This window comes from Streptomyces sp. NPDC086989 (genome assembly GCF_044745505.1).
GTDB lineage: Bacteria > Actinomycetota > Actinomycetes > Streptomycetales > Streptomycetaceae > Streptomyces.
Map to the genome: position 1 here is coordinate 319,876 of NZ_JBIVAL010000003.1, position 12,411 is coordinate 332,286.

At 72.0% G+C, this 12,411-nt stretch carries 12 protein-coding genes; 2 read left to right on the forward strand and 10 right to left on the reverse strand.

The genetic code is table 11. From position 1 onward, the window contains the following. Nucleotides 1–5: 5 nt before the first annotated feature. Genes aroA through ACIPK4_RS08175 form a run of 3 tightly spaced genes read right to left on the reverse strand, consistent with a single transcriptional unit; the run spans nucleotide 6 to nucleotide 2,411 of the window. Nucleotides 6–1,277, reverse strand: coding sequence for a 3-phosphoshikimate 1-carboxyvinyltransferase (aroA, locus tag ACIPK4_RS08165; protein ID WP_402310129.1), 1,272 nt, complete (start codon nucleotides 1,275–1,277; stop codon nucleotides 6–8). Further along, a complete protein-coding gene (locus ACIPK4_RS08170; RefSeq protein ID WP_402310130.1) occupies nucleotides 1,274–1,705 on the reverse strand; it encodes a transketolase-like TK C-terminal-containing protein in 432 nt (143 codons plus the stop codon). Before ACIPK4_RS08170 ends, aroA begins: the two co-directional genes overlap by 4 nt. A gap of 4 nt (nucleotides 1,706–1,709) precedes the next feature. Continuing rightward, complete coding sequence (locus ACIPK4_RS08175; protein WP_402310132.1) at nucleotides 1,710–2,411, reverse strand: SDR family oxidoreductase; 702 nt, start codon at nucleotides 2,409–2,411, stop codon at nucleotides 1,710–1,712. A 222-nt stretch (nucleotides 2,412–2,633) separates the two neighbouring features. Between ACIPK4_RS08175 and ACIPK4_RS08180 the strand changes: the two genes are divergently transcribed. Further along, nucleotides 2,634–3,101: an AtaL-like protein gene (locus tag ACIPK4_RS08180; protein WP_376195168.1), complete on the forward strand. Its 468-nt coding sequence runs from the start codon at nucleotides 2,634–2,636 to the stop codon at nucleotides 3,099–3,101. A gap of 66 nt (nucleotides 3,102–3,167) precedes the next feature. On the opposite strand, the gene ACIPK4_RS08185 is transcribed toward ACIPK4_RS08180, so the two are convergent. Genes ACIPK4_RS08185 through ACIPK4_RS08205 form a run of 5 tightly spaced genes read right to left on the reverse strand, consistent with a single transcriptional unit; the run spans nucleotide 3,168 to nucleotide 8,060 of the window. After that, entirely contained in the window at nucleotides 3,168–3,476 is a 309-nt protein-coding gene (locus ACIPK4_RS08185; protein WP_402310135.1) for a hypothetical protein, read from the reverse strand. Then, entirely contained in the window at nucleotides 3,473–5,356 is a 1,884-nt protein-coding gene (locus ACIPK4_RS08190) for an anthranilate synthase family protein (protein WP_402310138.1), read from the reverse strand. The genes ACIPK4_RS08185 and ACIPK4_RS08190 overlap by 4 nt, the downstream gene beginning before the upstream one ends. Beyond that, entirely contained in the window at nucleotides 5,353–6,033 is a 681-nt protein-coding gene (locus ACIPK4_RS08195; protein ID WP_054226758.1) for an isochorismatase family protein, read from the reverse strand. The genes ACIPK4_RS08190 and ACIPK4_RS08195 overlap by 4 nt, the downstream gene beginning before the upstream one ends. Before the next feature lie 58 nt (nucleotides 6,034–6,091). Continuing rightward, the gene (locus ACIPK4_RS08200) at nucleotides 6,092–6,862 is read right to left on the reverse strand and encodes a 2,3-dihydro-2,3-dihydroxybenzoate dehydrogenase (protein WP_054226757.1); all 771 of its coding nucleotides are present in this window, start codon (nucleotides 6,860–6,862) and stop codon (nucleotides 6,092–6,094) included. A gap of 28 nt (nucleotides 6,863–6,890) precedes the next feature. Next, a complete protein-coding gene (locus tag ACIPK4_RS08205) occupies nucleotides 6,891–8,060 on the reverse strand; it encodes a 3-deoxy-7-phosphoheptulonate synthase (protein WP_402310141.1) in 1,170 nt (389 codons plus the stop codon). Between the two features lie 301 nt (nucleotides 8,061–8,361). Here ACIPK4_RS08205 and ACIPK4_RS08210 point away from each other — a divergent pair, with 301 nt between their 5' ends. Next, nucleotides 8,362–9,390 carry a transaldolase family protein gene (locus ACIPK4_RS08210; protein WP_402310144.1) on the forward strand — a complete coding sequence of 343 codons (1,029 nt, stop codon included), beginning with the start codon at nucleotides 8,362–8,364 and terminating at the stop codon, nucleotides 9,388–9,390. Here ACIPK4_RS08210 and pabB read toward each other — a convergent pair. Beyond that, nucleotides 9,317–11,476, reverse strand: coding sequence for an aminodeoxychorismate synthase component I (pabB, locus tag ACIPK4_RS08215; RefSeq protein ID WP_402310147.1), 2,160 nt, complete (start codon nucleotides 11,474–11,476; stop codon nucleotides 9,317–9,319). The two genes, ACIPK4_RS08210 and pabB, sit on opposite strands and share 74 nt — an antisense overlap. A 23-nt stretch (nucleotides 11,477–11,499) precedes the next feature. Then, nucleotides 11,500–12,240 carry a methyltransferase domain-containing protein gene (locus tag ACIPK4_RS08220; RefSeq protein ID WP_402310148.1) on the reverse strand — a complete coding sequence of 247 codons (741 nt, stop codon included), beginning with the start codon at nucleotides 12,238–12,240 and terminating at the stop codon, nucleotides 11,500–11,502. Nucleotides 12,241–12,411: the final 171 nt, after the last annotated feature.

Here is a 12,411-nt window from a genome sequence, read left to right on the forward strand (position 1 = left end):
CGTTGTCAGTGACTGTGGGTGCCCGAGCGGTGGGCCGGGAAGAGCCGTTCCAGTTCGGCGTGGAAGCCGGGGAAGGTCTTGCCGACACAGGACGGGTCGTCGAGCGTGATGCCGGGGACGCGCAGGCCCAGTACCGAGAACGCCATGGCGATCCGGTGGTCCCGGCGGCAGGCGATCCGGGCCGCGACGGGACGGCCCGGGTGGACGGTGAGCCGGTCCGGTCCGGACACGGTGCGGATGCCGAGCGCCCGCAGGTTCTCCTCGACCGCGGCGATCCGGTCGGACTCCTTGAGCCGGGCGTGCCCGATGCCGTACACCGTGATGGGGGCGTCGGCGAGCGGGGCCACCGCGGCGAGGGTCATGAACGTGTCGGAGATGTCGCCCATGTCGATGTCGAAGCCGCCGCGCAGCGGTCCGGTGCCGGTGACGGTGGTCGCCCCGTCGGTGATCTCCACCCGGGCGCCGGCCCGGCGCAGCACCTCCACGAAGCCGAGGTCGCCCTGGACGCTGCCGCGGCCGAGGCCGGGCACCGTGACGGTGGTGCCGGTGACGGCGGCCGCCGCGAAGAAGTACGAGGCGGTGGACGCGTCGGGCTCGACGTCGAGTTCGGCGGCCCGGTAGCCGCCGGGCAGCACCTGGATCGCGCCGCCCTCGAACTCGTCCACGTACGCGCCGAAGTGGCGCATCAGCGCCTGGGTCATGGTGATGTACGGACGGCTGACCAGGCCCGCGCCCCGCACGGTCAGCGGCTGCCGCATCAGCGGCCCCGCCATCAGCAGTCCGGTGAGGTACTGGCTGCTGAGGGAGGCGTCCACGGTCAGCTCGCCGCCGCTCAGGCCGCGGGCGGCGACGGTCAGCGGCAGTCCGCCGACGGGCTCGGTGACCCGGGCGTCCGCGCCGAGCCGGCCCAGCGCCTGCGCGAGGGGGCGCAGCGGCCGGGCGCGCAGCTGGTCGGTGCCGTCGAAGGTGAACGTGCCGCCCCCGGTCGCGGCGAACGGCGGCAGGAACCGGGCGGCGGTGCCCGCGTCCTCGCACCACACCGAGCCGCCGGCGGCCGGGGCGCGTCCGCCGCCGGTGACCTTCCAGCCGTCACCGTCCGCGGTGACGGAGACGCCGAAGCCGGTCAGCGCCTCCCGGAAGGCGAGGGTGTCCTCGCTGACCAGCGGCGCCCGCAGCAGCGAGACCCCGTCGGCCGCGGCGGCCAGCAGCAGCGCCCGGTTGGTGATGCTCTTGGAGCCCGGGATCCGGGCGGTCAGTGCGGACGTGGCGGTGTTCACGCGCGCTCCCGGTGTCCGGCGCGGGCCAGGCCGGCCCGGGCGGTGGCGGCGACCCGCTCGGCGCAGAATCCCGGCTGCTCGCGGAACGCGGAGTACGGGCCGCCCGCGACGAACTGGTCGAGGCGGGGCGGGATTCCGGCGTCGCCGAGCAGCTGGTACCAGCCGAGCGCAGAGCCGGCCCGGACGGAGACCCGGGCCCGGGCGCCGCACGGCCGCTGCGGGCCGGCGGCCGGCACGACCCGGGCGGCGATGCCCTCGCGGCCGAGGATGGCGCGGGCGTCGCGGGCGATGTGCACTTCGCTGCCGGTGGCGATCAGCACGACGTCGGGGTCGGTCCGCAGGCGGCCCTGCTTGGACCAGCCGGGCTCGCCCGGATCGGCGGCGGTGGACGGGGCAGTGGTCGGGGGAGGGGTCAGGGGAGTGGTCACGGCTCTACTCGCTCGTCTTGCGGTCGAGCACGAGGTCGTGCCCGACGATGTACGCGGCGGCGTCGGAGCAGAGCCAGACCACGGTGTCCGCGATCTCCTCGACGCTGGCTCCGCGCCCGAGCGGGCAGGGGCTGATCGCGTTGATGCGGATGGACTGGGTGACGTACTCGCGGGCCGCGGTCCGGGTCAGGGCGCTGACGGCGGCCGTCGAGGCGGCGTACGCGCCGAGGCCGGGGAGCATGCCCTGGGAGCCGATGTTGCTGGCGGTGTTGACGATGACGCCGCCGCCCGCGGCCCCCATGTGGGCGATCTCGTGCTTCATGGAGAGCCAGACGCCGGTGAGGTTGGCCGTCAGGGTGCGGGCCCAGACCGTCTCGTCGATGTCCGCGACGGACTGGTGGGGGCCGAGTTCGGTGGTGTTGTTGAAGGCCACGTTCAGGGCGCCGTGGCGGCGCACGGTCTCGGCGACGACGTATCCGGCGCCGGTGGCGGCGCCGGGCGTCGTGTCCGACACGTCGGCGACCACGCTGTCGGCCCGGCCGCCCTCGTCGCGGATCAGTTTGACCGTTCCTTCGAGCGTCTCCGGGTGGCGGCCCGCCACCACCACCAGCGCGCCGAGCCGGGCGAAGGCAACCGCCGCTGCCCGGCCGATGCCTTCGCCTCCTCCGGTGACGAGGACGACCTGGCCGTCGAACCGTTCAGACATCAGCGTTCTCCTGATTCTCCGCGTCGGATTTACCGGGAAGGCGCTCCGGGGAACGCCACCAACCAACCGTCACACTGCAAGAGACGGGCCCTGGTGAGGCAGTGGAATCCGGTCACTTCGTCAGGTCCTCCGGGCAGGTGACGTAATACCCCGAGCCGCTTTGACACCGTGGTTCACCGGGCCGATGCTGCACGCCGGCCCAGCGGCGGAAAGGGGAGATCAATGCTGACGCTTTCATGGACCCGTCCGGTCGTCGGCGCAGCTCAAGAGGGGTGTCCGGCCCCCACACGGGAGAGCTTGTGGCAGGCTCTGCTCCACAAGGCGGAGTTCCCCACCGGATATGTTCCGGCCATAAAGGAATGCCGGATCAACGAGCGGTACGCCGATGGATTTCTCCGGGAAATCCGGCGCGGCGAGCTGACGTTCCTGCAACGCGTCACTCCGCAGGAGAGTGCCGGTCGCATTACCTACCGGCATCTGAACGACACCGACATCGCGGAGATACGCAACGAGATCGGCGAGGACGAGGACGGCCGGCTCACGCTCACGCTGAGCATCACCCTGACCGACCGCCCGGCCGCCGCGATCCTGGCGCAGAACACCTATCTGCGGGACCTGGACAGCGATTTCCACGGCACGCTGGACGCCATGACGGAGGTCCTGCGGGACGTCCTGAGCAAAGGGGCGTAGTCCCACGACGACGGCCCCCCACAGCCCCGGAGAGGGGATGCGGGGGGCCGCCCGTGTGCGCGCGGGTCACACCCTCCCGGGCAGCAGGGGGACGCCCTCGACGGTCGCCTCCACGTCGAACACCGTGTACGAGGCCGGGGCCCGCCCGATCAGCTCGGCCGCCCGCGGGGCCAGCGGCTGCGCCGCCGCCTCCGCGGTCTCCCACAGCATCACCGCGCCCCAGCGCTGCGTCTGCGGGTCCGCGATCCAGAACTTCAGGCGCAGCCCCTCGACGGCGGCGAACCGGTCGATCGCCTCGTCGTGCAGGTACGCCCGCAGGGACTCGATGGTGTGCCCCGAGCCCTTCAGGTCCCACCAGGCCACGGTCGCCTTCATACGGCCCGCTCCCGCAGCAGTCCGGACAGGGCCTCGCTGACGATGCGGATGCCGTCCTCGGTGAGCACCGACTCGGCGTGGAACTGCATCGAGCGGAAGCCCGGCCCGCGCAGGGCGTGCACCTCCCTGGTCCCCGGCTCCCGGCACACCTCGACCGTGCCGATCCCGGGCACCTCGACGGAGTCGGAGGCGCTCTGCGCGGCGAAGGTGTTGTAGAAGCCGACGCGCTCGCGCCGTCCGAACAGCTCGATCTCCCGCTGCACGCCCTGGTTGGGCTGGTCCCGGCGCTTGAGGGAGAAGCCCAGCTTCGTGCTGAGCACCTGGTGGCTGAGGCAGACGGCGAGGAACGGCCGTCCCTCGGCGAGGAGGACGTCCACCGCGGACCGCAGGTGCGCGATCTTCGGGTGGTCCACGTCGCGCGGGTCGCCCGGCCCCGGGCCCATCACGACCAGGTCGTACGGGGCGAAGCTGTACGGCTCGTCGAACCGGCAGACCGTGACGTCGGCCTCCATGGCCCGCAGCTGGTGCTCGATCATCGCGGTGAACATGTCCTCCGCGTCGACCACCAGCACCTTGCGGCCCACCAGCAGCGGCACCGGCCGGGCCCGGGAGGCGTCGTCGTCCAGCCAGAACCCGGCGATCGTGGCGTTGCGCCGGCTCAGCGCCGCCCGGACGTCCGGGTGGTCGCCGAAGCGGCGCGGCCCCGACCGCTCGAACATGGCGAGCAGGCCGGCCGCCTTCGCCCGGGTCTCGGCGACCTCGGACAGCGGGTCCGAGTGGCGCACGAGGGTGGCGCCGACGCCGATGCGCATCCGGCCGCCGGCGTCGATGTCGGCGGTGCGGATCAGGATCGCCGAGTCCAGCGTCCGCTCGCTGTTCTCGTCCTGGCCCATCAGGGCCAGGACGCCGCTGTAGTAGCCGCGGCCATGGGGCTCGTACTTCTTGATGACCCGGCCCGCGCTCTCCAGCGGGGACCCGGTGACGGTCGGTGCGAACAGGGTCTCGTGCAGGATCTCCCGGGGGTCGCGGGAGGTGCGGCCCTCGATGAAGTACTCGGTGTGGGCGAGGCGGGCCATCTCCTTGAGGTACGGCCCGACGACCCGGCCGCCCGATTCGCAGATCCGGGCCATCATCTTGAGTTCCTCGTCGACGACCATGTACAGCTCGTCGGCCTCCTTGCGGTCGGCGAGGAAGTCCATGACGCCGGGCAGTTCGGGGCCCGAGGCGGGGAACCGGTACGTGCCGCTGATGGGGTTCATCACGGCCCGGCCGCCGGAGAGGCTCACGTGGCGCTCGGGCGAGGCGCCGATGAGGGTGCGCCCGCCGGTGTGCACGATGAACGTCCAGTAGGCGCCGGTCTCCCGTTCCAGCAGCCGGCGGAAGAAGCGCAGCGCGGCGGCGACGGAGTACTCGCTGATGTCGGCCACGAAGGACCGCTTCATCACGAAGTTGGCGCCGGCGCCGGTGCCGATCTCGTCCGCGATGACGCGGCGGACCGTCTCGGCGTACGTGTCGTCGTCGATGTCGAAGTCGCCGCCCGGCGCGAGGTGGACGGGGGCGTCGGGGATCGCGGACAGGACCGTGTCGAGGGGCACCCGGCCCTGCTCCTCGATCACCATCGCGAGCAGCGGGGTGCCGTCGTCGGGGGCCTCGAAACCGCGCTCGGCGAGCTGCCGGTACGGGACCAGGGTCAGCACGTCCTGACGGGCCCCGGCGCCCGCCTCGACGTCCCGCAGCGGGATGTCGGCGAGCGTGGCCGCCTCGGTGAACTCGCCCAGGAACAGGTCGAGTTCACTGGTGACGGTGGTCTCCGGACGGTGGATCAGCGCGAAGGACGGCGGTCGGCCGGTCAGGATCCGGCCCAGCAGGTCCGCGGTCATGCGGATTCCCCTCCCGCTCCCGCGTACGCGGCCACCCGGTCGGGGAGGGCGGTCAGGAGCTCCTTGGTGGTGGTGAGGCGGGCGCAGCGGCCGGCGGCGTACTCGAGCGCCATCCGGTGCTCCTCCCAGCTGAAGTCGGCGATGGCGTCGGCGACCAGGAAGGGCTGGATGTCGTTGGTGAACGCGTCGACCGCGGTCATCAGGACGCCCACGTGGGCGTACACCCCGCAGATGATCAGCTGGTCGCGGCCCCGGGCGCGCATCCGCTCCAGCAGGTCGGTCTTGAAGAAGGCGCTGTAGCGCCACTTGGTGAGCATCCAGTCGCCGGCGGCGGGTGCCACCGGGTCCACGACCTGGCGGTGCTCCGGGCTGGGCTGCATGCCCGGGCCCCAGAAGTCCTTGAGGAGCCCGCGCTCCTCGGGGGTCATTCCGCCCGGCTGCGCCGTGTAAGCGACCGGGATGCCGAGTTCGGCGGCGCGTACGCGCAGCTCGCCGGCGTTGCGGGACAGGTCCACGACGGGCTGCTCGCCCGCCGGGAAGGCGGCCAGGAAGTACTTCTGCAGGTCGTGCACCAACAGGACGGCGCGGTCCGGATCCACGTCCCAGTCGACGGCGGAGGCGGGCAGGTCGGCCGCCGACGGCATCGGATAGGGGCTGATCGCAGGTATGCCTGCCATGCCTTTCTCCCTCTCGTTCACGCTCTCGTTCACGGTTCGCTGACGGGTCGCACCGTTCTCAGGCACCGAGCGCCGCACCGCCGTCCACGGTGAGGTCGTGCATGGTGATGTGGGCGGCCTTGTCGGAGAGCAGGAAGACCACCGCCTCGGCGACGTCCTCGGGACGCGCGAGCTTGCCGAGCGGGATGCCGACGCGGTACGCGTCGGGGACCCCGTCGATGGAGGCCCGCGCGCTGCTCTCGTCCTGCCACATGGAGTTGAGCATGGGGGTGTCCGTGGAGCCCGGCGCGACGAGGTTCGCGCGGATGCCGAACTTGGCGACCTCCAGCCCGAGGCACTTGGTGAACATCGTCGCGGCGGCCTTGGAGGCGGCGTACGCGGACATCTCGGTACGGGCGGTGCCCGCGGCGTTGGAGGCGATCGTGACGATCGCGCCCCGGCGGCGCGGCACCATGCGGTTGACGACGGCCCGGGAGACGAAGAAGACCCCCGTGGTGTTGACCGCGAACGTCGTGCTCCACTCCTGGTCGGTCAGCTTGCGCGCCTCGGCGAGCCGCAGCACGCCGGCCGCGTTGACGAGGAAGTCGAGCGGTCCGACGAGCGCCTCGACGTCGTCGACCAGCGATTCGACGTCGGCGCTGGCGGTGACGTCGGCCGGGAACGGGTCGACCCGCCCGCCCTCCTCGCCGACGGACTTGGCGACGTCGCGCAGACGGTCGGCGTCCCGGTCGACCGCGGCCACCCGGACGCCCCGGGAGGCCAGGGCGCGGACGATGGCCTCACCGATGCCGCCGGCCGCTCCGGTGACCAGAGCGATCTTTCCTTCCATGGAGTAACCCCCTCTTTCTTCTTCGGCCTCAGCCGCGCCAGGCGGAGGCGACTTCGATGGCCTGCTCGGAATTGAGGCGCGGGTCGCAGAACGAGGTGTACTTCTCGCCCAGCTCATCGACGTGGTATTCGTCGGAAACACATTCGTGGACCTGGTCCGGGGTGGTTTCCAGGTGGAGGCCGGCCGCCACCCCGCCGTTGTCGACCACGGCCTTCTGGAATTCCTCGACCTCGCGTACGACCGTTTCGACGTAACGGGTCTTGATGCCACCGGGCGCACTCACGGTATTTCCGTGCATGGGGTCGCACATCCACAGCACCGGGTGACCGGCCTCGCGGACCGCGCGGACCAGCTCCGGCAGCTTCTCGGCGGCCTTGCCCTGGCCCATCCGGGAGATCAGCGTGAGCCGGCCCGGCTCGCGCCGCGGGTCGAGCCGCCCGCACAGCTCCACCAGCTCGGCCGGGGTCATCTTCGGACCGACCTTGGTGGCGACCGGGTTGGCGATCGACGCGAAGAGCTCGACGTGGGCGCCGTCCAGCTCGCGGGTGCGCTCGCCCATCCACGGCCAGTGCGTCGACGTCAGCAGCACCGAGCCGTCCGGCTGCGTGCGCAGCATCGGGCCCTCGTAGTCGAGCAGGAGCGCCTCGTGGCTGGTCCATACCGGGGCCTCGGCCGCGGAGGGGCGCCCCTCGCCGTGCCAGCCGAGCGAGGCCATGGCCCCCGAGGCCGCCTGGTAGCCGGCGACCAGCCGCTGCGGGTCGGGCCGGCGCAGCTCGGGGTCCGGTTCCGGGCTGTTGACCATGTGCCCGCGGTAGACGGGCAGCTCGACCCCGGCCACCGTCTCGGTCGGGTTGGAGCGGGGCTTGCCGAACTGGCCGGCCAGCCGGCCCACCCGGATGACGGGCTTGAGCGAACGCGTCTTCATGACACCGGCCAGCACATCGAGAAGCGCCGCCTTGCGCGCCACATAGCCGGGGGTGCACTCCGCCGGGTCCTCCGCGCAGTCGCCGCCCTGGACGACCTGCACCTCGCCCCGCGACGCCGCGGCGAGCAGGGCGCGAAGGTCTTCGACGTCCTCCCGGCGAACGAGTGCGGGCGACTCCGCGAGTTCGGCCCTGGCATTCTCCAGGGCGTCTTCATCCGGCCAAACGGGCTGTTGGCCCGCGGGCAATGATTTCCAGCGTGCAACACCGTGCATGCGGCACCTCCCAGTGCTGAACCTGCCGTGACATCAGATGCAGCCAGAAGTCTGTGAAACAGCTATTCGAGTGAACCACCACAGATTCGCCACTCCGTCAGGTGGGTGCATATTCGGTCAGGTCGAAAGGAGGATTCCGAAATCGACCTGACGCATCGGCCGGAAGGGCGCGGCCGGACTTGCGGGAAACCCTTTAGGGTCCGCGCGCGCGACGGGAAACGGGACACCGGGCGCCCTGTACTTGACACACCACCAACGGTTTCATTTCAGGCGCATGTCATGACGCCCTAAGGTCGGTCCCGTGGTGAGTCAAGGAGCGGGAGCGCTGCTGAAACAACTGGTGTCCGAGGGGGTCTCGCCGTGGCTGAGCGCGCAGGATCCGCAAGAGTTCGACGCCGGAGTCCGGTATCCGACCCTGGGCGCCCACTTCCACAACGCCCTCGCACCGGCGGGCAGCACCCTGGCACAGCTCCGCCGGGCCTGCGACCTCCTGCTGCCCGTGTTCGAGGCCGGCAGGGGCATGGTGGGCCAGGTGTCCGTGCCCGTGTCCCCGCACCGGGCCCATGACGCGAAGGCCCTGGGCGCGGCGGCCCGTGCCCTGCACCGGTCGGTGGCCCGCCCCAACGCGCTCGTGCGCATCCCCATGACCCCGGCGGGCCTGGAGGCGATGACCGACTGCCTCGCCGAGGGAATCGGGGTGCACGCCGCGATGGTCTTCTCGGACGAGCGCTACGCCGAGGTCCTCGACGCCTATGTCGCCGGCCTGGAGCGGTCGCTGTCCTGCGGCCGGCCGCTCGGCGACGCCCCCATGGTGGCCTCGTTCCCGGTGGGCCTGTTCGACGCCGCCGTCGACGCCCGGCTGGACGAGCTGGGCGTCGGCCCCCGCCACGAGGTGCGCGGCGCCGCCGGCCTGGCCGTGGCCCGCAGGATGTACCGGCTGCGCGAGGAACGGCTGTCCGGGGACTGGTGGCGGGTGCTCCGGGCCAACGGCGCCCCGCAGCCGCGGCTGCTGTGGGGCACCGGCGCGGACGGCGGGGTGGGCGCCCTGGTGGGCTGGAACACCGCGCTCGCCCTGTCCGTCGACACCCTGGAGGCCGCCGCGCTGAAACCGGAGCTGAGCGGCGACACCCTGCTCAACGCCGACGCGGAGGCCACCTGCGCGCTGCGGGCCCTGGAGCGGCTCGGCGTCCCCGCCCGAGGGGTCGCAGCCGCGCTGGAGACGGCGGAACTCGCCCGCCTCCAGCGCGGCTGGGGGATCAGAACGGGATCCGGGCTCGCTTCCGCTCCGGGAACCGGGTGTTCGTCAGCGCCAGCAGCGGAGCTGCCTTGACGGCCGTCTCCTCGTACTCGGCCGCCGGGTCGGACAGGGCCACCACGGCCCCGCCCACCCCGTACCGGACCCGGTCGGCGGTGATCGTGGCGGTGCGGATCACGATGCTCAGGTCCGCGGCGCCGGACAGCGAGAAGTAGCCGATCGCGCCCGAGTACACCCCGCGCGGGCCGGCCTCCAGCCGGTCGATGATCTGCATCGTGCGCAGCTTGGGGGCTCCGGTCATGGAACCGCCCGGGAAGGCGGCGCGCACGCAGTCCACCGCCGACGACTCCGGCCGCAGGCGCGCCCGTACCGTGCTCACCAGCTGGTGCACGGTGGCGTACGTCTCGACCCGGAACAGGTCGTCGGCCTCGACCGAGCCGGGCACCGCGCACCGGCCGAGGTCGTTGCGGACCAGGTCGACGATCATGAGGTTCTCGGAGCGGTCCTTCTCGTCCGTCAGCAGGTCCGCGATCAGCTCGGCCTCCTCCTGCGGAGTGGCGCCGCGCGGCCGGGTGCCCTTGATGGGGGAGGACTCGACGAGCCCGTCCCGCGAGACGCGCAGGAACCGCTCGGGCGAGGTGCTGAGCACGGACAGCTCGCCGAACTGGAGCAGCGCGGCGAACGGCGCCGGGCTGCTGCGGCGCAGGGTCCGGTACGCGGCCCAGGGGTCGAGGCCGGCCTCGGTCTCGGCCATGTTGGTGAGGCAGACCTCGTACGTCTCGCCGGCGGCGATCTCCTCCAGGCAGCTGCCGATGAGGTCCAGGTAGGCGCCGCGGTCGTGGCGCAGGCTGATCTCACCGCCGGAGGCGGCCGGCCGGGGCTCGGGCAGGCTCAGTCCGGCGAGTGCGGCGAGCCGCTCCCCCGTGCCGATGAGCCAGGCGTCGGCCGCGGCCGACGACTGCTCGCCGGTCCCCTCCACCAGTGCCAGCAGGTACGTGGCGTTCTCGGCGTGGTCGAAGACCAGGGCGCGGTCCGCGAAGACCATGGTGGCGTCGGCGACCGGCGAGCGGTGCACGAGGTCGCCGCCGCACTCGGCCTTCAGTTCGTAGCCGAGGTAGCCGACCCAGCCGAGGGTGAAGTCGAACGGCAGCTGCGGGAGTTCGGTGTGCAGGGAGCGCAGGTCGCGGTCGAGCCACTCCAGGAAGGGGGCGGCGACGAGTTCGCTCCCGCCGCCCGCCGACTCGACGGTGACGCACCCGCTCCACACGTCGGCGGTGGCGACCCGGGCGAGCGGTCCGGTGGCGTCGCCCATGACCGAGAACCGGCCGCGGTCGCCGCCGGGCAGGCTGCTGTCCAGCCAGTAGGCGTGGTCGTTGCCGCGGAAGAGCTGGTCGTAGACGGTCTCGGGGCACCAGCGCGTGGACAGCCTGCGCGCGGCCACCCGCAGCCGGCGCACCGGGGGCTCCTCGGCGGGAGCGGGCACGGAGGCGGGCACGCGAGCTGCGGCCCGAGCGGCAGCGGGGACGGGAGCGGGCACTGGAGCCCGACGCGGGGTCCCCGGCATCCGGTCCGGGCGGTCCGCCCGGTGGGCGCGGGTCAGCCCGGCGAAGTTTGCAAGCAGCTCGATCCCGTACTGACTGCAAATCGACTCGGGGTGGAACTGCACCCCCCACATCGGCCGCGACCGGTGCCGCAGCCCCATCAGGATGCCGTCCGGGGTCCACGCGGTGGCTTCGAGCCCGTCCGGCAGGTCCGTCACGGCGAGCGAGTGGTACCGGACCACCTCCAGCGGTGAGGGCAGCCCCGCGAACAGCCCGGTGCCGTCGTGCAGGACGGGCGAGGTGCGGCCGTGCCGGGGCTCCGGCGCCCGGTCGACCGTGGCGCCGTGGACATGGCCGATCCCCTGGTGGCCGAGGCAGATGCCGAGCAGCGGCAGCGTCGAGCGCTCGATGATCTCGGTGCACACGCCGAAGTCGGCGGCCCGGCGCGGAGTGCCGGGGCCCGGCGAGATGACGACGTTGTCGAAGGCGTCGAGTTGTGCGATCTTCCAGTGCGGATCGTCATTTCGGACGACTTCCGGCTCCCGGCCATTGACCTCGGCCAGATAGTGGAAGAGGTTATACGTAAACGAGTCGTAATTGTCTACAAGAAGCGTACGCACGATGAAATATCCCCCCGGCTAAATCAAGCCTGGATTGGCTTGATTTCGAGCAGCATGTGCTCGACCATGTCCTCTCCGTACTCCCCCTCGCGGACGCGGCAGCTCGCCAGCGTCGACAGCTCGCGCCCGCTGACGTCCGCCAGCTCGTGCAGCGCCGCGAGGTCCCCCCGGTCGCTGAAGTGCAGCAGGACGCGGCCGCCCGGGGCGGTCCAGTGCACGGCCTGCTCCAGGTAGCGGCGGTGCGCCCGGTAGCCGGTGTCCACGTACGCCCGCTCGTGCACCGACTTGTACTCGTAGCCCTCCGGCCCCATCACGTAGTTGGAGCTCCAGAACACGAGGTCGAACCGCTCGTCCTCGCGCAGACCGGAGAACAGGTCGCTGTGCAGGGCCTGGAGGCGGTCCGCGACCCCGTGCCGGTCCGCGTTGACGGCGGCGTTCTCCACGGCGGCGGGGCTGATGTCGGCCGCCACGACCCGGTCGTACCCGGCCAGCGCGGCCGTCACGGCGATGACGCCGGTGCCGCACCCGATTTCCAGGAAGGAGCCCGAACGCGGCTCCGTCGAAAGCGCGTTGAGGCCGAGCAGTTCGAGGGCCACGCCCGTGGAGGGCGAGTAGACGGGGGCGAAGACCTCGTCGAACAGGTCCCACTCGCGGTCGCCGAGCGTGAACACGCGGGGTCGGTCCTGCCGGGTCAGCGACAGGCGGCTGCGGAGCAGCGACCGCTCGTAACTCTGAAGCTGAGACAGCTGTGACAGCTGAGACATGCGAATCCCCCCAAGGAAACGACAGGCTGTGGTGACGGCGCCGCCGGGGCCGACGGTGGTGCCGGCACCGGAACGCTCGGTGATCAGCCTGCCCTTGAGTGAGCCTCGACCAGAAGGTGTTCAGATGACAGCGTCGCTCATGGACCGTGGTGACGCGATCACCCTCCGCGT

Coding starts and splice junctions, on each gene's coding strand:
- ACIPK4_RS08175 (WP_402310132.1), bottom strand. CDS start 2,411: ATGTCTGAACGGTTCGACGGCCAGGTCGTCCTCGTCACCGGAGGAGGC.
- ACIPK4_RS08180 (WP_376195168.1), top strand. CDS start 2,634: ATGCTGACGCTTTCATGGACCCGTCCGGTCGTCGGCGCAGCTCAAGAG.
- ACIPK4_RS08185 (WP_402310135.1), bottom strand. CDS start 3,476: ATGAAGGCGACCGTGGCCTGGTGGGACCTGAAGGGCTCGGGGCACACC.
- ACIPK4_RS08190 (WP_402310138.1), bottom strand. CDS start 5,356: ATGACCGCGGACCTGCTGGGCCGGATCCTGACCGGCCGACCGCCGTCC.
- ACIPK4_RS08195 (WP_054226758.1), bottom strand. CDS start 6,033: ATGGCAGGCATACCTGCGATCAGCCCCTATCCGATGCCGTCGGCGGCC.
- ACIPK4_RS08200 (WP_054226757.1), bottom strand. CDS start 6,862: ATGGAAGGAAAGATCGCTCTGGTCACCGGAGCGGCCGGCGGCATCGGT.
- ACIPK4_RS08205 (WP_402310141.1), bottom strand. CDS start 8,060: ATGCACGGTGTTGCACGCTGGAAATCATTGCCCGCGGGCCAACAGCCC.
- ACIPK4_RS08220 (WP_402310148.1), bottom strand. CDS start 12,240: ATGTCTCAGCTGTCACAGCTGTCTCAGCTTCAGAGTTACGAGCGGTCG.